The sequence below is a fragment of the Paenibacillus sp. ov031 genome (assembly GCF_900143165.1).
Taxonomy (GTDB): domain Bacteria; phylum Bacillota; class Bacilli; order Paenibacillales; family Paenibacillaceae; genus Paenibacillus; species Paenibacillus marchantiae.
This window is the reverse complement of sequence record NZ_FRDO01000004.1, coordinates 288,978-310,516: the sequence shown is the minus strand read 5'-3', so window position 1 is coordinate 310,516 and position 21,539 is coordinate 288,978. Positions and strand designations below refer to the sequence as shown.

Below are 21,539 nucleotides of genomic sequence, written 5' to 3'. Positions count from 1 at the left end.
AAAACTGGCAAGACACTTCACTTGGCCTTGATCATCTCTCAGCCGCAGCCTGCATCAGCTTGTAAATCTGGCGGGTCGTGTTCACGTTCCGGACCGTCATATATTTGTAGACCTTGGAGCCTATGAGCTTGTTCATACCACTTTTGGTGACAAGTTCTTTACTGACGGAATATAAAATGGCTCCGGGAACATATAGCAATGTGCCGATTTCCGGTTTGATGGGCAGTTTGTCCAGAACTGAAACATCATTCACTTCATCCCAGAGGAACATGACATCACTTTTGGCCGCGGCATCATTCGTCCAGTCCTCCGGTAGTCCCTGAATAACTGTTCGAACTTCATCCAGATTACGTACCATCACCTTGATCTGTAAGCCAAAATCGACAGCTATGGCTTGTTCAAGAATCTGGGATAATTCCGTATTCGCATCCACGCGTTCCTGATGATCGGCAAAGATAATATTGCCTGAGTTGATATACGTCACCACGTCCAGCAAGCCCGCTTGTTCAAACGTTTCTTTTAACTGCTTCATATTGATTTTATTATTCCCGCCCACATTAATGCCCCGAAGCAAAGCAACATAAATCATGATTCAACCCTCCGTATCTTGTGATCCTTTAATTTCAACAAAATGACAAATACTCGAATAAATGTGCAGTATGCTCTTCTCCCAGTAAATCATTCAATATAGGTTCGACATGCTCCAGATATTCGGGTTTGGTTTCATAAGTTTCCTCGTCCTTCAATTCCCCAGCATAGGCCCGTGCAGCTTCAATCAGGATGGCCAGTGCATTAAAAAACACTGTTAATGAATCGGCAATAAGCTGAGGTTCTTCTCCTGCAAAGGCCGCATATACAGGAGAGTTCGGTGCTGCTGTATCCACAATTATCGGATCATCGTTAAAATTCGCAATGACGACATGATTTTTTTGCCAAGAGGCTGACTCCTCATAAGGTTCGTTCATTCCGATCCAGCGGTGACCTAGTTGCTGACGATGGAGATGTTCAGGTGCAACAAAGGAGATTAGAGCTGCATCACCGATCTCGACGGCTGCATTTTTCATTTTGAGTGTGCCCTTGGCCTGTTCATCCATCATCTCGTAGTGGCTGTACAGATATTGGAGCTCTGGAGAGAGCGGGATTCGTTCGTCCACTTGCAGCTGGTGTTGCTGTTCACGAGGACGCAGATCATGATTTTTGAAAAGTCCATAAGCTTTATTATATAAATCTTGCTGCTCCACAAAACGGATTAGGGCAGCATTCAGCTGTTCCAAGGTGTCTGATCCCTCCTGGTGTTAGAATTATTTTCAAATAGTTACATTCATTCATAGTCATAAGCATAAGCATATATCAAAATGGGAAAAGCTTACACCCTCTGGTTATATAAATATTCTTTAGTTCAATTTATATAGTTAATATTGAATACGTTTACATCAATCTGCGAACATGTTATACTTTTTCTCAAATGAGGATTGTTACTGCTTTGGCAGGCAAAACCTGAATGTCGATATGCGTGGACTCTGTCCAGCTCATATTGATGTTTGGGTTTTTTTGCATTTTACGGACCATATTAAGTAGTAGACCAACATCGCAGACATTCCCAAAAACACATCGCGTGGAACACAAGAAAGGGGAGCATCACGAACATGAATACAAGAAAATGGTTAAACGTTTTGGTGGCTGGTTGCCTCAGTATGATTCTGATTGTCAGTGGGTGCGCATCCAAAACACCGCAAACGGTTACTGAAACGCCGAATAAGACGGCAGAACAGGAACAAAATGAATCTACAGAAACGGTAGATCATTCAGCAACCAAAGCTAGAACGGTCATTACAACCGATGGTGAAGTGGATGATATGAATTCGGTGATTCGTTTTCTGTTATATTCCAATGAAATGGATCTGGCAGGCATTGTGCTGACCAGTTCAGTCTATCATTATGCGGGCGACGAGGAAGCAGGAATCAAACCTTTCCGCTGGACAGGTACACAGTGGGTTTACGACATGATTGATGCCTATGGCGAAATTTATCCCAACTTGTCCAAACATGCAGAGGGATATCCGGAGCCGGAACAGCTTCGCAAGATGACCAAAATCGGTAATATCTCCGACAAAGGGGAGATGGAGAAAGAAACGGAAGGTTCCGAATTTCTCCAAACGCTTTTCCTCGACGATGATTCCAGAGATCTGATTGTGCAGACCTGGGGCGGTACAAATACAACAGCCAGAGCACTGAAATCGATTGAAGAACAGTACAAGGGTACATCTGAGTGGGAAACGATTCGCAAAAAAGTCAGTGATAAACTGGTGCTATACATCATCCTCGATCAGGATGACAGCTATAACGACTATATTGCAAAAAATTGGCCTGACATTCGTATTCTGAACGACCAATCGAACTTCTGGCATTTTGCCTATGCGTGGAAATTCCATACAGAGGAAGTCAACAGCAAGCTGCATGGGGATTGGATGATCAAAAACATTCTGGATGGTCATGGCAAGTTGTTGGATATGTATGCATCTATGGGTGACGGCAAAATGATTGAAGGCGAGCTGGAAGAAGAGCAGCGCGGTAGTGCTGAGTATCTAAAGAAGAATCCGCAATATGACAAATACGATTTTATATCCGAGGGTGATTCTCCATCCTTCTTCTATCTAATTGACAATGGACTGCGCAGTATGGAAGACCCTTCCTACGGTGGATGGGGTGGACGCTTCGGTGTGGTAAATGAGAAGCTGTTCAGGAACAACGTTCTTGATTACGATCCGTATACCAAACGATATGAGGCTGAATACTCTTTGATGAGATGGTTTGACGATATTCAGAATGATTTTGCGGCTCGTGCCGATTGGGCCGTAGCAGATAACTTTGAAGCAGCCAACCATAATCCGTCATTAACGATTAAGGAAGGACTGGATCTGTCCGTCAGTCCGGGTGAGAAAATAACCCTTCATGCCGAAGGAAAAGACCCGGATGGAGATCAGCTCACCTACAAATGGTGGAGATATTTTGAAGCAGATACGTACAAAGATTCCAACGTCCAGGAGGAGAAAGTTCAGCCTGAGATGGCGGGTGATCTGCAACTTGGATTACATCGTGAACTGGCGAAGGGCGAGAAGTTGGATACGATTCAATTGGAGGGCAGTGACACCGATGCTGTATCGTTCAACGTACCTGACGATGCCAAATCGGGCGATACCATTCATATCGTAGCCGAAGTACAGGATGATGGGGAGCATCAGTTGAAGCATTATCAACGTGTGATTCTCACTGTAAAATAGCCAAAAATAAAAAATGAGTACAAAGAGCCCTTTCGTGATGAGAGGGCCTTTTGGCATACAAAGTGGATTGTTCTTTATGTATCCAAAGTAATGAAAATTAATATTTCTTATCCATAACCCAACAATTTCCGATATAATAACCAGATAGGTCAAAGCAAAAGGATACTACCTCAGAGAGGTGATTTGGATGACGATTGACGTCCTCGTGCGTAACAATGTGAAAGTGTTGGGAAAAGGCAGCCAAACGATTATTTTTGCACATGGATTTGGGTGCGATCAGGATATGTGGCGCTATATTGTTCCGAGTTTTACGGAGCACTACCGAGTTGTTTTATTCGATTATGTAGGCTCAGGTGAATCTCAAATTAACTATTATGATTCAAACAAATACAGTGATCTTCAAGGATATGCCCAGGATGTGCTGGAGATTATGGAAGCGCTCGACTTGAGAGATGTCATATTTGTTGGACACTCGGTCAGCAGTATGATTGGCATGCTTGCTTCCATTCATGAACCTAAATATTTCAAGCAAATCGTCATGCTGGGGCCTTCCCCGCGTTATGTAAACGATCTTCCGGGTTACTATGGCGGATTTGATCGGCGTGACATTGATGAGCTGCTGGAAATGATGCAGATGAACTTTATTGGTTGGGCCAGCTATCTCGCTCCGATTGTTATGCAGAATCCGGAACGGAAAGAGCTGACGGAAGAGTTGGAAAAAAGCTTCTGTTCGAGAGATCCGCATATTGCCAGACAATTTGCGGAGGTGACGTTTTTCTCGGATTGTCGGAATGAATTGGAGCGTGCCTCGGTACCTACGCTCATTCTTCAATGCTCGGATGACAGCATCGCTCCCGTTGAAGTGGGGGATTACTTGCATGCGCATCTGAAGAACAGTAGACTTCAACAGATGACGGCGAAGGGGCATTATCCACATTTAAGTCAGCCTGAAGAGACAAGCCGCTTCATTAAAGAGTATTTGCAGAGCGTGTAAAGTAAAATGAGAGGAAAGGCAGTTAATCCATGGATATACAATTAGATATGGCACCCTGTGGATACTTCTCCATTTCTGACTCGGGCATCATAAAAACGATTAATCAAACCCTGCTGACCATGCTAGGGTATGAACGCAATGAGCTATTGGGACGGCATATTGAGTCGACTATGTCGGTGACCAACAAGCTGTTTTTTCATACGTATTTCTATCCCTATATTCAGTTATATGGACATGTGGACGAGATGTACTTTACGTTTCGCACCAGTGATCAGCAGGATGTCCCAGTTTTGCTTAACGGGATTCGCCAAAATCGCGATGGGGAAAGCGTAGTAGATTGTGTGGTTGTGGTGATGCGTAAGCGAATTGAACATGAGAAGGATATAATGAACACCAAGACGAAACTTCAGGAACTGTATCAAGCCACAAATGATGCGAACAAGGAACTTGAACGACTGCACGAAGAATATAAGGTGAAGCAGCAGGCGTTAATCAAAGTGAATGATCAGTTGGAGACGATGGCTTCGACGGATCTGCTCACCGGACTCAAGAACCGCAGGTTTTTTCAGGATAAAATGGTGGAAAGCCTGGCACTCTTCCGGGAAACTCAATGTGTTTTCTCCCTTCTGGTCGTTGATATTGATCATTTCAAGAACATCAACGATACGTATGGACATCCGATTGGAGATCTGGTGCTGGGCAATCTGGCAGGCCTGCTGCAATCGGTGTCACGGAGCACGGATGTGGTGGCGCGTTATGGCGGAGAGGAATTTGTCATTATTCTTGCGAATTGTGATCGAGAGCAAGCTGTGGCTACAGCGGAGAGATATCGTTCACAGGTAGATTCCGCCGATTGGGGCGAGTATAACATTACAGTGAGTATTGGCGCGGCTACGGTTTCGCAGGAAGATACAGATCAGTCTTTGTTTCAAAAAGCGGACAAAGCGCTCTATGCCTCCAAAACGGGTGGGCGAAATCGGGTGACCCATGCAGCCGAGCTTGTAAGAAATTAAGGGCTGGGTTAAACAGTTAGACAGGAAAACATTAAGGAGCCTGCATCATAAGGGAAGTGCCCTATACGCAAGCTCTTTTATTTTGTTTGAAACGGGACAGCTGACTTGAATTGGTTGTTCTTCTTCCGTAATCATTATCGCGGTGCAAGGTAGCCGTATCCTTCGGCGAAAGAACCAGCTTGGAGAGTGAAGTCTTCGTTGGCCTCATCCATAAATTCGGGGTTTACATACAATGAATGTGCGTCATTTCCTGATCCCTCCATGTAGGGGGTGAAGCCGGAATACTCCGTGTTTTTCCATACCCACAGCGTATCTTCTTGTGGTGCAGAGGAGTAGTACACATTGTGATCAAACACATTCCCCGAATTACTGGTGTATTCATTGTAAATGAGCACGTCAGAGCTGCCCGATACGAGAATGTTTCGTTTGAACGTATTGTTCTTCGTTCGGGCTTGCAAGAATAACTGCCCATTGCCTGCATCCAGCAGGTCGTTATCCACTAACGTATTGTACATAATCGTACTGTCCTCAGTAGAACCGCGTTCCTCATCATAGCCGCCCATGGCGATGCCGGTAAGCCTGTTATGAAAAATCAGATTATCCTGCAACGTAATGTGGCTGGTGGAACGCCCAGCATGCTCCGAAGCAATCTCGATTCCGATATCGTTACGATATACCCGATTGTGGTCGATGATATGATTTTTGCCTCCATCTACATAGATTCCCCCGGCAGAATTGCTATCATTGGGGAGGTTCGTTCCATAAGACGGATTAAGATTGGAAGAAATATTATAGACTTCGTTTCCCCGTACAATCCCGTTTCGCGCCTGATCGTAAGTGTCGTCCTCGGAAGTTCCTTCATACCCAATCAGATCAATGCCGATGTTGTCGGTATCATGGATCGTATTGTCCAGTATGGCAAACGTATCCACATTCCCGTTGACTGCGAGTGACTCACTTGAACCTAGCACGAGATCATACAGTTCATTATCCTTGATGATAATATCCCGTAATGCTTGGGGATGCTCCGTACCATAAATCGCGATTCCATGGGCGTCCCTGCCCTGTAAATTGGGTTCTGAAGGTTTAGCATCATTGGCAATGGAATGAACGGTGTTGCCCAGGAGTTGAATGTGCTCTCCTGACCCGTGAACATATATTCCAGTAGGCACTTGTCCCCGAAGTGAGGTTGTAAAGTTGCGAATTTCGAGATTTTGAATCGTAATATAACTGGCATTTTCGACTTCAATCAAACCCTCTATGCCGCGTACCGACAGACCTTCACCATCAATGATGGCCTTTTCCTGTGGATAGCTGGAGAATAGGGTTGGATTACCCGAGGAATTACCGCTTTGAGTAATTTTGACCTTTTGGTGATAGACACCTTCTCGCAAAAAAACGGTGCTTCCCGGTGTAGCATGGTCGGCAGCGTGCTGCAACGTTTTCCAGGGAGATTGAATGGTTCCTTTGTTCGAATCGTTTCCTTGTGGTGATATGTAAAACATCTTCTGGGTATCCGGTACCTGCACAGCCTCGGGAGAAGGGACGGATGAAGCCTCATCCTTCTGACAACCGGTTGCGAACAGGATCAGGGCCAGGAGTGCAATTGTAGCTATACGATACAAGATGATTCCTCCTCATGAATTAGCTATGAAGTTTTATTATAGCAGATTTGAATGGTGAATTAGGGCGTGATATGCTCATACAAAACAAGCATGTGTGGAGGAATAGCAGCAGCTGGAAGGGAGAAATGATCATGCATAAACTATCTGCAAACGAATTAGTGGATCGGGAACATCACGCTTGGGAGGAACTCAAGGAGCTATTGGACCATGGACAAAATAAGTACACCTATGTTCCTGCACAGCGGGAGGCCGCAGAGGATACGCTCTATCATCTTCAGATCAGCACCAAATCCTATTTGGGAGCCGTTGCCTATGAGACAGCGGGCATCCTGCTGGATGATGGCTGGATTACGTTACTTGGATCGGGTGGTGACCGCATCTTTGGGAGTCTGACCCGTTGGAATGGTGTGGGTGACAAGCCGTGTGTACCAGCACTGGAAGGCATGATGATCGTCGCCTACGATGCCGCGGGTGGATTTTTTGGAATGGATATGGGTAAGTATGGCCGTACGGGACATGTATACTATTTTGCACCTGACACGCTGGAATGGGAATCGACAGAACTGGCTTATTCGGGCTTCATCAACTGGTTGTCCAACGGTGATCTGGAGCAGTACTATCAGACCTTTCGTTGGAGGGGCTGGCAGAACGACATGGGACAGCTTCAGACAGGACAAGTATTTGCTTATTATCCACCGCTTTGGACGGAGGAGGGCGGCGGCGAGAGCAGCAGCAAAGCTCCTGTAGCGGTGGAGGAAGCCTGGAAGGCAGCATTGGCTGGGAAATGATGTGCTATGACAGGGCTGTAGGGGAGGGAGTGTATGAATAACTTGAATATCAATAACATTCAGAAGCATTACGACATTGTGTTTCCGCACGAATATCTGGAGTTTCAACGGGAGGCCGATGGTCAAATATTTGATATGATTGAAAATGGAGAGGTCATCGATTGGGAAATTCGTTTCTCTGCTCTCGATAATGAGTTCATTGCAAATAACATCAATCTGGTAGACGATGTGAATCCCGATCCACGTCGTATTATTCCGTTTGCTTGGAGTGTCAGCAGCGGCAATAACTATTTATTGGATTACCGAACGAATTCAGAATTTCCTGCCGTACTGGTTATGGATCATGAAGAGGCGATGGTGCGCGAAGATGCCGAGAGTGAATCAGAGACGCCGGAGGAAGCCCAGCGATTGCTGGAGGAAAATGTACGAGAGATCGCTGCCAATTTCAATGCATTCATAGCTTGTTTAAAATCCAGACCGAGTGATTCAGTAGAGTGATTCGTCGTTTGAACAACGGGATGAACAACAAAAGGCTCGCGCTATGCGCGGGCCTTTTACTCAATCGAATACATGAATGTTTTGATTGAATGATATAGAATACATCCTGGTTTGCGACCTATCCAGTCTCAGTCATCGTAACCGTAGAAGTTGATCGTGCAGCTCTGTTGTGCCAGACCACGATGACAAGCGAGGCCAGACAGACCAAGAGCAGACATCCATATACATAATGATAGGCTTCCTCTACCGGAACACCCGGAATGCCGTGCAGCATAAGCCCGCAGACAGCTACGGATACCGAACCGCCAAAAAACTGGATCAACTGTAGCAAGCCCATACCGGAACCGATTTGCGCTTTGGGCAGCACCCGAGACGCTTCGTTATTCAGTGAAGCTATGGAGGCGGAGAGTGCCGGGGAGAAGAAGAGATATCCTCCGGTGATGATCAGGGCAGACTGATTCAGTCCCAGCATAAACAGAGCAAGCACTGCGGCAAGCAAAATGTGTCCGATCATCAGAAAACGTATATTGCCATAACGATCGATCCAGCGACCTACAAAACGGGTACAGAATGCCGAGACGATGGCTCCAGGAGCAATCAGCAGACCAATAGCCAGTGACGAGCGTCCAAACAGATCAGCGAGCACTAGCGGCATCAGGAATAGATTCCCCAGATTTACGACCAGAACACAGAAGCCGATGATCAGTAGCCGGGTAAACCCGGGTGTTCGGAATACATGTGGATTCACAAAAGGAAGGCTCGCCCTGCGAATATACACGATGTGCACAACAAGTGAAATGACACCGATGGCCAGCCATAACCAAGACTGCTGAGTAATGGCAACCAGAAGGGTGGTTGCATTAATCACGGTTAATGCAGCACCGATCATATCAAAAGGATTCTCCGGTTTGGCCGTTTCACGCGGGAGAAAATAGAGCAGTACGGGCAGTGCAAGCAGGACAAGCACCGTAATGGCGAAAAGTCCATTCCAGCCCCAGTACTCACTAATGAGTCCGCCGACAATGGGACCAAGCCCAAACGCCATGGCACTTCCTGATGAGATCAGTGCGATGGCAGCTCCGCGTCGTTCCACTGGGATATAACGGCTCGCGATGACAAGACCAAGCCCGGCCATGACTCCTGCACCCGCAGATTGCAAAATACGTGTCAGCAAAAGGATCGCAAAGCTGTGCGCAAATAATCCCAGCAATGAAGATAAGCCCAGAATAAGCAATCCCACCGTCAACAATTTGCGTACCGGAATACGGTCAGACAATCGACTGTAAATCACCGTCGACAAGGCATAACCAATGGAGTAGCTTGAAATGACCCAGGACCCCAGGTTTGATGTAATCTGAAGATCATGAATAATAACGGGTAAAGAGACGTTAAACATGGTGGTATTCATCACAACGATGAATAGGCAGCAAGTCCAGAGAGGCATTACAATTTTATCTTTCACGTAACCATTCCTGTCTATGAATTCAATAAACCATTTTACGCTCAATCTATGTATATGGCAATAATGTCATACGAATTCATTGGGTGGTTAAACAAAAACGGCGTCCTGACCCAGGACGTCGTTTTTGCACATGAGCATTTTCATCTGTTTATTTTTAGGACGTAGTAGCTGGTGTGCCACGATTGCGAATCCACTTGATGACATCCATCAGAATGACCGCTGCGAGAGCAAGTCCCCCTGCGATAAGGAACTCATTCCAGCCAAAGGCTGCCGGGATGGCGAAGATGCTGCGAACCCCTGGAATCAGCGTGATTCCATACAGGCAGAGACAAACCAAGATGGAGCCGAGGACATATTTGTTAGTGGTGAAGCCGACCTGGAAAATCGTCTGTGTGTTGGAGCGCGCTGCAAAAGTTTGCAGACTCCGTGCCAGAATCAGGGTCGTGAAGGCCATTGCCACACTCATTTCCTCCGAGATCCCAAGTCCAATATATTGGGACACGATAACAGCCACCCCGATCAGAACACCACGTGTAATGACAGCCTGCAATGTTCCGCCGGCAAAGATACCTTCGTTGATATCCCGCGGTTTCCGCCGCATGACATCCGGTTCAGCTTTTTCCGTACCCAGTGCAATAGCAGGCAGGGAATCATTTACCAGATTGATGAAGAGCAGCTGGAGGGCCGTAAATGGGTTCACCCAGCCGACTACAAGTGCAAACAAAATGGCGATAATCGCCCCAAGATTTCCTGCAAACAGGTACGCAATGGCTTTTTTGATATTATCGAATACCATACGCCCTACACTGACTGCATTCACGATGGAGACAAAGTTATCATCCGTCAAAATCATGGCTGCCGCGTCTTTCGCGACATCCGTCCCGCTGCCCATCGCTACGCCGATGTCTGCCTGTTTCAGTGCAGGTGCGTCGTTGACGCCATCTCCGGTCATCGCTGCAATCTTGCCTTTGCGTTGCCACGCACGCACGATGCGGATTTTATTTTCAGGAGATACACGTGCATACACCGAGATATGTTCGAGCTGCTGATCGAGTTCTTCATCCGACAGTTTGTCCAGCTCTGCTCCGGTAAGGGCCAGATCATCCGGGCCTGCAAGTCCGATATCAATACCGATCGCTTGGGCTGTTGTTTTGTGGTCGCCAGTGATCATGATCGTGCGAATGCCTGCCTTCTTGGATTCTTCGATGGAACCATATACCGCTTCACGCGGTGGATCAATCATGGCTGTCAGACCAACAAGTGTTAGATCATATTCGTCCTCTACCGTGACCTGATTTTTGTCATCAAACTTTTTGTAGGCGTAGGCTAGCACACGGAAGGCCCGTTTGGAGAAAGCTTCATTCTTTTCTTCAAACTGCGTGCGAATCTCAGATGTCAATGGCTGAACTTCACCGTTCATAAATACATGACTACAGCGACTGAACAGCACATCCGGTCCACCTTTGGTCAGCAAAGCCGTCTGTCCTTCAAATGTGTGCACAGTGCTCATCAATTTCCGATCCGAGTCAAAAGGAAGCTCGGCTTCACGCGGAAACTGATCACGAATTTCATTGTAATCCTTGTTCACCCGGTTACTGAAGGCAATGAGCGCCACCTCGGTTGGGTCACCGAGTTCCTTGCCTTCCTGGTTAATATTCGAATCATTGCAGAGTACTGCAATATGTAACAAGCGCCGTTCCTCTGCAGACCACTGTTTGGGATCATCGGGGAATTGGTCTTTCGTGCCATGGGGAATGTAATAGTCCACCACGGTCATTTTGTTTTGAGTGAGCGTTCCTGTTTTGTCGGTACAGATGATGCTGGCAGAACCCAAAGCTTCCACGGCTGGAAGACGTCTGATGATGGCGTGCTGCTTGGCCATTTTGTTCGTTCCCAGAGACAATACAATTGTCACTATGGAGGAAAGGGCTTCAGGGATGGCGGCGACAGCGACGGCAACTGCGAACATTAGGGCATTCACAATGGATGGTCCGATATTTTCGGTTCCTTCAGTTAACCAGACACGTCCTGCTTCGATGGCGAAAATAAGAATCGACAAGCCTAGGATAAAGAAGCCAAGCTTCTTACTAAACGATTCCAATTTACGTTGTAGCGGGGTTTCCTTCGCTTCTGCATTTTCAATCAATTCGGCAATCTTGCCGATTTCCGTTTTCAGCGCTGTACCCGTAATGACAAGCGTACCCCGACCATACACCACCAGTGATCCACTGAATGCCATATTGCGACGGTCACCGATCGGAGCTTCTTCCGGGATGGCATCTGCATGTTTCTCCGCTGCTTCGGATTCACCTGTAAGCATTCCCTCGTTGATTCGTAAGCTGCCTGACTCCAAAATGCGGCCGTCTGCAGGGACATAATCCCCTGCATCCAGCAAGACAATATCACCGGGAACAAGTTCCCGCGCGGGAATCGTTTTTTTCTGCCCGTCACGAATGATTTTGGCTTCGGGAGCAGACATCTGCCGGAGTGCATCCAGGGAACTTTCGGCCTTTTTGGTCTGCACAACGCTGATTACCGCATTTAACAGAATGACGAGAAAAATGATTAGCGATTCGATCAGGTGTCCAAGGACGATCTGAACAGCGGCCGCGATCAGCAGCACGATAACCATGGGATCTTTAAAATTTTCAATAAATAGCTTCCAGATGGGGGTTGCAGCTTTTCCCTTTAACTCGTTATAGCCTTCCGTCTCCAGTCTCTTCGCAGCCTCAGAGGTTGTGAGCCCGTCCGTGGAACTCTGAACGTCCTGAAGCGTCTCCTCTGCGCTGTGTCTGTAATATTGCAAATGACCAGCTCCTTGGATCATAGATTTCAGATATTAGGTTTCCTTGTGTATATAACCTTGCAGGCGTCTAAGAATCAGTGAAACTTTATCAAATTTATGAACTCCATAGGTAGAATCTCCGCGTCTGGTGAATCTCATTCGTTTGCTATGCGGTGTGTTGGATATACTTTTGCTGTTTATTTTGATTAGGTCATTGTACCTTGCGCAAAAACCATGAAATAAAAGGGGAATTAGTTTTTTTATCCTATTGAAGTTTTTTCATGGAAATGCGTATATAGATAAGGGCATATCATAAAACTCGGGTTTACCGCAGCATAAGGAGAAGGTACATATGAATGACAAGCAAATCGAAGCACTATTGAAACTCGCAGGGGGAAAGGAAAATATTCGTCATGTGCAGCATGACATGGATACCACTACGCTGACATTGCGTGACCGTACTCGAATGGATCTATCAGTATCTGATGTATTGGATCTTGGCGGCGATATTCGTATAACAGGAGATTATTGCTCCATAGCATATGAGGACGAGTCCTCCCAACTAAATAATACGCTACAGGGCATGGGAGTGGGGAAAGCAGAAGGGGACGCACTGCCTGAAACAAGGCGTACCCGTAAAAAATCATTGTTATATTTTATTTCCGATGTGTTCAGGCCTCTGATGCCCGCCATCCTGGGAGCTGCAGTGCTCAAGATTGTTCTAGCCGTCATTACGTTATTTAACGAATCCTCACTGATGGATAGTCAGACATTCCTGATATTTAAATCCATTGGAGATAGTGTGTATTATCTGTTGCCAATCCTGGTAGCCATCAGTACAGCCTATCGGTTAAAAAGCAATATTTATGTTGCCGCAGCGATTGGCGGACTAATGTTCTACCCGCAAATGACCGCTTTATTGTCAGGTGAAGAGGATGTTCATTTTATGGGTGTACCCATTGTGTCACAAGCGATCTTTTTTTCAGCTTCAATTTGGGTGGTTTTGACGATATATGCGGCGTCCTATCTGGATAAAGTCGTTGAGCAAAAAAGCCCAAGAGTTTTTAAAGGAATTCTTGCTCCATTGTTGACGTTTCTGATTCTAGTTCCACTGGTTCTAATGATACTCGGTCCAATTGGTACTTGGATTGATCAGCATTTACCGGATGTGGTAGATTCACTACTGAATGATGCCCCGATTGTAGCAATTATGCTGCTGGGAGCGGTTTATTCCCTAATGATGATCGCTGGATTACATTACTGGCTTTTACCTATCATAATCAATGAATTGATGGTTAATGGTTTCTCCCTCATTCTCCCTGTGATGTTAGTTGCCTTCGTTGCACAAGCAGGAGCTTCACTCGCTACTGGGCTAAGAAGCAAACAGCGGGAATTCAGGAAGCTGGCTTTCTGGGCAACAGGAACTGCTTTATTAGGTACCCCAGAGCCTGCGATGTATGCGGTCAATATGAGAAAGAGGGCCTCTTTTTATTCGGCATTGCTGGGCGGTGCTGCAGGAGGACTGTATTTCGGGCTGATGTCCGTCAAAGCAGTTGCATTGGGTGGGTCCGGAAGTCTGCTGGAAATTCCGCTATTTATGGAAGAAGGGAGTCTGAATCTGCTACATGTCTGTGTTGGTTTAATTATTTCCTTCTGTGTGTCAGGTGTGTTCACCTATTTGATGTTAGGAAAAGAAAGGAAACACGTATAAATTAAGAAAAGCCCGTACCTGATGGTGCGGGCTTTCGTGTATTGTAGAGTTAATAATAGGACAGCCACAGAAAGGATAACAAAAATGCTCAACAACATAGAGTGGATGGCTCAATGGAAGTCAACTAAGCCACTGACAGACCAATGGATGACGGCGGGCAAGCTGCATCACTTTCCTAGTCATGCTTTACTACTCATCCTTGACGGGAAAGCGATCTGGAATATTAATGGTCATAGGGTTCAGGTATCTTATGGAGAGTTAGTTGCTGTGCAAGAAAACTCTGTGATTGAAGTGATTGAGGGTGGCAATCTGGATTTGGCCGGATGGCATGTTCAGTTCGATACATACGCGATGTTCCCTGACCAAAGTGAAATGGGGAAATTTAAATGGCATGTACCGTCAGGAGACACGTATCAAAAAGTAAAATTAACCGGTGGCACACTGGCGAGTCTTAGCCAACATTGGAATGGAGATGGTTCTCCTAATCCCAATGTAATCCGTGTAGGAAATCAGCTTTTGGTGTATGAACTGTTGCAACATGTATACCGGGAGCTGTTAGAAGAGGAACCGACCGTGGAACAAAGCATTCTCCGCACTGTGGATTACATGCAGCAGCATTATGAACAGGTCATCACACGCAAGCAATTGGCTGAGATCGCAGGCATCAGTCCCTGGCATTATTCCCGCAAATTCAGTGAGCGCTTTGGAAAGCCGCCTCTGGATTATCTGGCTCATTACCGGATCTATCGTGCTCAAGAGGAGCTGTTGTTATCAACGGCAACATCTCAGGATATTGCGAAGAAGACCGGATTCGAGGATGCACATTATTTCAGTCGTCGTTTCAAACAGTTAACGGGTGTGTCCCCGAGAAATTATGCACAAACGCTACCCCAGCGTAAAATCGTATGTCTTTCCCCGCTTTGTGCGGAAGTGTTGATTCACTTGGGGGTTATTCCACATGCGGTTGTAGTAACTCCCTTGCTTTTGCCTGAACATCTACGTGAACTATTTGACATGCATCAGGTGAAGATGTTGGAAGTCTCACAATATGAGCTGGATGTGGAACTGATTCGGCAAGTTCATCCTGAATGCATTATGGGAAATTGTTGGACAGAAGAGATCAAGCAAAAGCTGCGCACAATTGCACCCATTATAACCGGTTTAAATAGCGATGTGGAGGCTCTGCTCCATCAACTGGCAAGCGTGTTTCATCGAGAAGATACAGCCCATAAACTGCATATGCAGATGAAATTGGAAGTAAACGCAGCACAGCAGCAACTACAGCATCTTGTCCAATCTTCCTCTACCGTGATGGTGCTGAGGGTAGAACCGTTCGGTTATCGATATTTGGGTGGTCATTCTAATGGGGTGTCCCATTTACTGTACGAACAGCTCCGTTTAACTCTGCCACAGCCGTTGCAGTCAGGGGAGGCGTGGTTTAATCCTTGCTCACTCGACTTGTTGGCCAAAGCTAATCCAGATTACCTGTTTGTGGAGAAACGAGTTATGCAGCACTTTAGTGCTGAAGAAAATATGAAGAAGTTAGTGGAGAGCTCTCAATGGAATGGCTTGGAGGCTGTAAAAAACAACAGGGTATTTCTTGTGGATACTCGCCTGTGGGTGGATGGCCGTGGAATTATTGGACACCGAATGATTTTGAATGAAATTGTAAATAGTCTGGTCGCCAATGTCTGATAGAGCACAATAATCCAACTAGATACGCACCATCTCCTATGGAAGGATCTCTTCCTATTTGCTAGTATTTGATAATAATTATCATTATCAATATATTACATAAGGGGCGAGTAGATCATGTCACGAAGGTTTAAGGGTTTGGGAATGGTGCTGTTGGCACTAAGTTTGGTGCTTTCCGCCTGTTCCGGTACTTCTGATAAAGAAGTGGAAGCTTCAGCAAAAACGGCAGAGAAAAATGAGACGAAGGTTGTTCGGGATCAGTTTGGAGAGGTGACGATTCCTACGAATCCTCAAAATATGCTTGTACTGGATTCCATCTATGCCGAGTACTTAATTGAGATGGGCGTTATACCGCAGATGGTTATATTTGTTCCGGAGATTGAACCGGACTATCGTGCGTCTTATTTTGAGGAACACGGGGTCCAAATGATTGAAGCGGAACAATATCAATATAATTATGAACAATTGCTGACGTTGTCACCAGATATAATTGTTACCGCAGGCGTAGGTATGGAGCAAGGCGTATATGATGAACTATCCAAGATTGCTCCAACGGTGGCTCTGGATTCCAACAGTGAAATGCAGATTGCCATGCCGAAGTTGGCTGCTGTCTTTGACAAGACAGAGGAATCTGCCAAAGTGCTGGCTGAATTTGATGAGAAGGCGAAGCAGGCACAGGAGAAAATTTCTCAAGCCATCGGCGGCAAAACCGTGCTGGTTCTTCGAGTAGAGCACAATCGTTACCGTTTCATGGGTCCCAAAGGAGGAAGCAGCAGTGTCTTTTTCTATGATACTTTGGGTCTGAACAGCCCTGAAGTCATCAAAGACTCTACCGATTGGTTTAGCCAGTTTTCCCTGGAATTTTTGCCAGAAATGAACCCGGATTATATATTTCTAGAAGACAGGACGCTGAAAGGCTATGATACGAAGGAATCCATGGATAACCTGAAAGAAAGCAAAGTGTGGGCGAGCTTGAACGCCGTGAAAGACAATCATGTCTTTCCGCTGAAAACGAGTGATTTTGTAACAGGTGTGGGCCCTATTGGGTCGGCCAAGTTGTTGGATTATGTCGTTGAAAAGTTGGTGCCCTAGATGAATACTGAAGCAGAGCAGCAATTGGACATTTACGATATAACGATTGTTGGTGGCGGACCGGCAGGAATGTATGCTGCATTTTACAGCGGGATGAGAGCCATGCGTACCAAAATCATTGAAGCCAAAGAGGAATTGGGCGGATTTATGCGCACGTACCCGGAGAAACTGGTCTGGGATGTAGGTGGAGTTGATCCGATTCGTTGTGAGAAATTGATTGATTCCCTGGAAAGACAGGCAAGAACCTTCGATCCAACCATTGTATTCGGCCAGGAAATTGCTCAGATGGAACGACGCGATGATCAAGTATTTGTACTCACCTCAAAGACAGGAGAGCGTCATTACACGCGTACGATTTTGTTATGTGCAGGCAGAGGCATGACGCAGGTTCAGAAGCTGGATATTGAAGGCGCAAATCGGTATGAGCTGACGAATCTACACTATACCATTACGGATCTGTCCAGATTCAAGGATAAACGTGTACTGATCTCGGGAGGCGGGGATTCCGCAATAGATTGGGCGAATGAAATGGAGGGATTGGCGCGGGAGGTCATTGTGGTGCACAGACGCCAGGAGTTTACGGCACATGAGCTGCCTGTTGCCCAGATGAAAGCTTTTGCCCAAGTCTTGACTCCTTACAGCATCTCGCGCTTATATGGTACAGGAGACAAAATAGGCCGCGTCGAACTTGCCCATGTAGACAATGGGGAGATCATGCCAATTGAAGTGGATGAAGTGGTTGTAAGTCATGGATACGATCGTGATTTCGGTAACCTGGTCCATTGGGGACTGGAACGTGAAGATTACGGTATCTCGGTTGATCCGCGAATGTGCACAAGTCAGCCGGGAATCTTCGGAGCAGGTGATTTCATTACCTATGGAAGCAAAGTCCGTCTGATTGCTGGTGCATTTAATGATGCCGTACTCGCAGTGAATAGTGCCAAGCTCTATCTGGAGCCGACCGCTTCCGATATGGCAGGAGTATCGTCCCATAATGCAAGGTTCTTTGAGAAAAACAAAGCCATTTCTACCCTGTAAATCAGCATGTTAGAACGTGAAGTAACAGTAAGAAGCCCGACCGGTATTGAGAATAATTTCTCGAACATGTGTCGGGCTTTTTTTATTAAAACATCCAATCTCAACTAACCAATAAGTTACCCCTGTGGTTCCTGAAATAATTCAATATATGTCATAAGTTCCTTCACGCCTGCAAATTGCAGGGACAGTTGGCTGTTAAGCTTTTGCAGAGCCAGTTGGAAGGCATTATTAATCTGTGTATAATCCTGCGTGCCGACAGTGTTCAGAAGCTCTTTCATATGTTCAATGTAGTAGACGGATTTTCTTAAACTGCTAATGACCAATATCTTTCTTAACTCGGCTCGGGTATACATTCGATAACCGTTGTTAGGGTCTCTTTCGGAGCAAATCAAGCCTTCTGTTTCCCAATGCCTGATAGCAGAAGTGTTGACCCCGGCTGCTTCGGCAGCTTTTCCAATCGTCACCGCCTCCGTCGTTCCAACCTTTCGATCGTTAGCAAAATCCACCTGTTGCACCATCTTCCATATGTCTTCCATTCGTTGCTTCTCCAGTTGGCTGTTGTACAGCTGTTGGTTTATAAGCCAGAGGGCATCGATTGTATCGCCCTGTTTTACTTTTCTCATAACCTCATATGCAACGGGAATCTCATACCCTTTCAATAATAAACGAATGGCGACAAACGCCTGAAGATGAACAGGGGTATAGTACCTGTGATTGCTGGCGGTCCGTGGAACGTCAGGAATCAGGTTCTCCTTTTCATACCGTCGCAGTGTAGTTGAACTTACATTCAGCATTGTGGCAATCTGCCCAGGTGTATATGCTCGGTTCATGTTTCTTCTCCTCATGCTTCAAGTAAAACCTTCAAGTGCTACACTAACATACAACGCGCCAAAGTCCATATTTTATCCACACTTTATAATAAAAACCGAAAGATTGCATCTATGTTATACACTGAGGATATCAACAGTAAAGGACTGGTTCAATTGCAGAAAATGATTACATTGTTAAATGGCTCGCAGCTTGAAGTGGGTCTGACGGGAGCGCAAGATCGTAGTGTCATAATGCTGCCCATATCCAAAAAGTCCGTAACTGGACAAGAAGCTGAAACCCTAAAGTTATGGGGGGTTGATCCTGAATTGGGTGCAAAGTTTATCGACGGACTTTCCGATGAATTTCAGATCCTGCATTTTGATTATGAAGGCCACTATATGGCACATCCCCATCCGGAACATTTTACGCCCGAATATATCGCTCAGGATTTGTTACGAATTGCGGATCAGATGAATGTGAATCGATTTAGTTATTATGGATACTCCTGGCGGGCTCTCGCCGGGCTGCAGTTAGCCCTGCGGACTGACCGAATGGAAAGTCTCATTATGGGAGGATTCCCGCCATACGAGGGGCCGTATGAGGAAATGAGAGTAGTGACCATAAAGACATATGAGGGAGCATTGAAGCAGTATGAAGAAACGGGAGAAATACACTCAGCAGAAACTCTAATGAAAGCTGAAGAATTGAGTCCGGATCAATTGGATTGGGACAACTTGGAGTTAAAGATCGATCCGGCTCAAACGAAACAATTTGCGACCTTGTATCAAGGTTTAATTGATTTCGATGACCAACGTATTCAAACTCAGTTGAATATCCCCAGATTGGCTTTTGCAGGAGAGAAAGATACGATTGTGTACGGTGAGAAATTTGGGAATGTGACGGTGGATATCGCTGGACGATTGCAAAAGCATAAATCCGTTCTTGAAAACCTCGGCTGGACCGTCGAAATCATCAAGGGAGCGGATATGGATCACACCAAAGCCATGCAGCCCAGCACCGTTCTCCCTATTATCCATCCCTGGTTAAAAAGTCATTTAAGCTCAGGATCGGCAAAAACAAGTTGATATTACTGTGTGATATCGTCTAAAGCTCTTTGTTTGCGCTGCTGATAATCCAGAATGGATTCGTATAACAATTGCTCATTGAAATCCGGCCACATCACATCCGTGAACCAGAGCTCGGAATAAGCAGCTTGCCATAATAGAAAATTGCTTAACCGTTTCTCCCCACTGGTTCGGATCAGCAGATCGGGGGCAGGATTGAGTCCGGTATACAAAAACTTTTCAAAATCCACCTCGGAGATTTCCGAGGTTTCTTTGTTTTCTTCATTATTTTCTACGATGTACGTTTTGATCGCTTGTACAATATCGTTTTTACCCCCATAATTCATCGCAAAATACACAGCCATCCCGCTGTTCGTTTGGGTTAGTTCCACCACTTTGCGCATCGCTTCCTGTGTTTCTTCTGGGAATTTTGAGATATCACCGATAAAATTAACTTTGATATTATTCTGATTCAGTTCCTGAACAGTTGTATCCTGTACAAATTCGACCACCAAACTAATGATGTAATCAACCTCTTCCTTGGGTCTTTTCCAGTTTTCCGTAGAGAAGGCGTACAGAGTGAGCGAAGCAATCCCGTTTTTGTGGCACATGCTTGTCGTTTCCCGCATTGTCTGCATTCCTGCATAGTGCCCGGCACTTCGGGGCAGCCCTCTTCTTGTCGCCCATCTTCCATTTCCGTCCATCATAATAGCGATATGCTTCGGGATTAATCCGTTCCAGTCGATAGAATGGGGTGTATTCGGTTTTTCTTTATGTACACGGTACCACTTCATTGGAAATTCCTCCTGATCCTCAAGCTAGAATGGGTTGATGCGATTACTTGTACAAATAAGACATACAAATATGTGAATAAATGGTGAATTACATACGCTTTCAGTCCATGATGGTTCGTTCTCCATTATAATAAACCAAAACGGACGAGGAGATGAACTCCAGATGAAAAAACAAATGTGGATCATTGCCAGCTTAGTGGTTGTAATTGTGTTGGGGGCCTTCCTTATTGCAAACAATGTGGGGACAGAAGAGGCAGGTAACGCGGAAGCACCCAATATTAAGAAATTAGTAGAAGATATCAGTACAGGCAAGGAGACACCGGAATCGGCTTCCATTAATGCCACCCAGTTAATCGTCACGGATAAAGGTAACCAAACGACAACCTACGACTTGCCTGAAAAGGAGTTTTTCCTTTCCATTGCACCCTATGTGGATCAGACTCATCCTTGTGCAATTCATAGCCTGACCGGATGTCAGGGCGAAATGAAGAATAAGAAGTTCATTGTGACGATTCATGACTCTGAAGGAAATACGCTTATGAAGGATGCTGAGATGAAGGCCGGCTCCAACGGTTTTATGGATTTTTGGTTAGCCAGAGATAAGTCATACCTCATTCGTGTGGTGCATGATGGAAAGGTTGCAGAGACACAGTTATCTACATATGAAGAAGATAATACGTGCATCACAACGATGCAGTTGAGTTAAATCGTCGTACGGTGCATTCTAACATCATTTCAAAAGACTCGATGTGATCCAGGCCCGCCTTGAATGCGGGTTCTTTCATTTTTTTCTGTTTATGCTGTGACAGTGAAGATTTTGCAAAATGAAAATAATAACTCTTTTGAATTGACAAAATCGCAATCCTACGGGATAATCCATTAGTGATAA

At 45.7% G+C, this 21,539-nt stretch carries 18 protein-coding genes; 11 read left to right on the top strand and 7 right to left on the bottom strand.

Annotated elements, in window-relative coordinates; translation table 11 throughout:
* Nucleotides 1-31: 31 nt before the first annotated feature.
* Complete coding sequence (locus BUA17_RS18910) at nucleotides 32-589, bottom strand: DUF1697 domain-containing protein (protein WP_063565400.1); 558 nt, start codon at nucleotides 587-589, stop codon at nucleotides 32-34.
* A gap of 34 nt (nucleotides 590-623) precedes the next feature.
* Nucleotides 624-1,274 (bottom strand): hypothetical protein, encoded by a 651-nt coding sequence (locus tag BUA17_RS18905; RefSeq protein WP_063565401.1) that lies wholly within the window; start codon nucleotides 1,272-1,274, stop codon nucleotides 624-626.
* A gap of 372 nt (nucleotides 1,275-1,646) precedes the next feature.
* Between BUA17_RS18905 and BUA17_RS18900 the strand changes: the two genes are divergently transcribed.
* The 3 genes from BUA17_RS18900 to BUA17_RS18890 all read left to right on the top strand — a co-directional run bounded on the left by BUA17_RS18900 (nucleotide 1,647) and on the right by BUA17_RS18890 (nucleotide 5,288).
* Nucleotides 1,647-3,281: a DUF1593 domain-containing protein gene (locus tag BUA17_RS18900; protein ID WP_072734599.1), complete on the top strand. Its 1,635-nt coding sequence runs from the start codon at nucleotides 1,647-1,649 to the stop codon at nucleotides 3,279-3,281.
* A gap of 187 nt (nucleotides 3,282-3,468) precedes the next feature.
* Entirely contained in the window at nucleotides 3,469-4,275 is an 807-nt protein-coding gene (locus BUA17_RS18895) for an alpha/beta fold hydrolase (protein WP_072734598.1), read from the top strand.
* Nucleotides 4,276-4,304: 29 nt separating this feature from the next.
* A complete protein-coding gene (locus BUA17_RS18890) occupies nucleotides 4,305-5,288 on the top strand; it encodes a sensor domain-containing diguanylate cyclase (protein ID WP_072734597.1) in 984 nt (327 codons plus the stop codon).
* 134 nt (nucleotides 5,289-5,422) lie between these two features.
* On the opposite strand, the gene BUA17_RS18885 is transcribed toward BUA17_RS18890, so the two are convergent.
* Complete coding sequence (locus BUA17_RS18885; RefSeq protein ID WP_072734596.1) at nucleotides 5,423-6,913, bottom strand: right-handed parallel beta-helix repeat-containing protein; 1,491 nt, start codon at nucleotides 6,911-6,913, stop codon at nucleotides 5,423-5,425.
* Nucleotides 6,914-7,044: 131 nt separating this feature from the next.
* Here BUA17_RS18885 and BUA17_RS18880 point away from each other — a divergent pair, with 131 nt between their 5' ends.
* Both BUA17_RS18880 and BUA17_RS18875 read left to right on the top strand, forming a co-directional pair.
* Nucleotides 7,045-7,701: a DUF2625 family protein gene (locus BUA17_RS18880; protein WP_072734595.1), complete on the top strand. Its 657-nt coding sequence runs from the start codon at nucleotides 7,045-7,047 to the stop codon at nucleotides 7,699-7,701.
* Between the two features lie 33 nt (nucleotides 7,702-7,734).
* Entirely contained in the window at nucleotides 7,735-8,199 is a 465-nt protein-coding gene (locus BUA17_RS18875) for an SMI1/KNR4 family protein (RefSeq protein ID WP_072734594.1), read from the top strand.
* 118 nt (nucleotides 8,200-8,317) lie between these two features.
* Here the strand turns inward: BUA17_RS18875 and BUA17_RS18870 are convergent, their stop codons facing one another.
* Entirely contained in the window at nucleotides 8,318-9,661 is a 1,344-nt protein-coding gene (locus BUA17_RS18870; protein ID WP_072734593.1) for an MFS transporter, read from the bottom strand.
* Nucleotides 9,662-9,815: 154 nt separating this feature from the next.
* Nucleotides 9,816-12,467 (bottom strand): cation-translocating P-type ATPase, encoded by a 2,652-nt coding sequence (locus tag BUA17_RS18865; RefSeq protein ID WP_072734592.1) that lies wholly within the window; start codon nucleotides 12,465-12,467, stop codon nucleotides 9,816-9,818.
* A 331-nt stretch (nucleotides 12,468-12,798) separates the two neighbouring features.
* Here BUA17_RS18865 and BUA17_RS18860 point away from each other — a divergent pair, with 331 nt between their 5' ends.
* The 4 genes from BUA17_RS18860 (at nucleotide 12,799) to BUA17_RS18845 (ending at nucleotide 17,982) form a co-directional block, all read left to right on the top strand.
* A complete protein-coding gene (locus BUA17_RS18860) occupies nucleotides 12,799-14,157 on the top strand; it encodes a PTS transporter subunit EIIC (RefSeq protein WP_072734591.1) in 1,359 nt (452 codons plus the stop codon).
* Between the two features lie 84 nt (nucleotides 14,158-14,241).
* Entirely contained in the window at nucleotides 14,242-15,852 is a 1,611-nt protein-coding gene (locus BUA17_RS18855; protein WP_244552186.1) for an AraC family transcriptional regulator, read from the top strand.
* 117 nt (nucleotides 15,853-15,969) lie between these two features.
* Complete coding sequence (locus BUA17_RS18850; RefSeq protein WP_072734590.1) at nucleotides 15,970-16,944, top strand: ABC transporter substrate-binding protein; 975 nt, start codon at nucleotides 15,970-15,972, stop codon at nucleotides 16,942-16,944.
* Nucleotides 16,945-17,982, top strand: a complete 1,038-nt coding sequence (locus tag BUA17_RS18845) for an NAD(P)/FAD-dependent oxidoreductase (protein WP_063565413.1) — start codon at nucleotides 16,945-16,947, stop codon at nucleotides 17,980-17,982. It abuts the gene before it with no gap.
* A gap of 116 nt (nucleotides 17,983-18,098) precedes the next feature.
* Here BUA17_RS18845 and BUA17_RS18840 read toward each other — a convergent pair whose 3' ends face one another.
* Nucleotides 18,099-18,812, bottom strand: a complete 714-nt coding sequence (locus BUA17_RS18840; RefSeq protein WP_072734589.1) for a MerR family transcriptional regulator — start codon at nucleotides 18,810-18,812, stop codon at nucleotides 18,099-18,101.
* 111 nt (nucleotides 18,813-18,923) lie between these two features.
* Between BUA17_RS18840 and BUA17_RS18835 the strand changes: the two genes are divergently transcribed.
* Nucleotides 18,924-19,877, top strand: coding sequence for an alpha/beta fold hydrolase (locus tag BUA17_RS18835; protein WP_244552185.1), 954 nt, complete (start codon nucleotides 18,924-18,926; stop codon nucleotides 19,875-19,877).
* Nucleotides 19,878-19,879: 2 nt separating this feature from the next.
* Here the strand turns inward: BUA17_RS18835 and BUA17_RS18830 are convergent, their stop codons facing one another.
* Nucleotides 19,880-20,650 carry an isoprenyl transferase gene (locus BUA17_RS18830; protein WP_072734588.1) on the bottom strand — a complete coding sequence of 257 codons (771 nt, stop codon included), beginning with the start codon at nucleotides 20,648-20,650 and terminating at the stop codon, nucleotides 19,880-19,882.
* A gap of 163 nt (nucleotides 20,651-20,813) precedes the next feature.
* On the opposite strand from BUA17_RS18830, the gene BUA17_RS18825 reads away from it, so the two are divergent.
* Complete coding sequence (locus tag BUA17_RS18825; RefSeq protein ID WP_072734587.1) at nucleotides 20,814-21,356, top strand: CueP family metal-binding protein; 543 nt, start codon at nucleotides 20,814-20,816, stop codon at nucleotides 21,354-21,356.
* The last annotated feature ends 183 nt before the right edge of the window (nucleotides 21,357-21,539 follow it).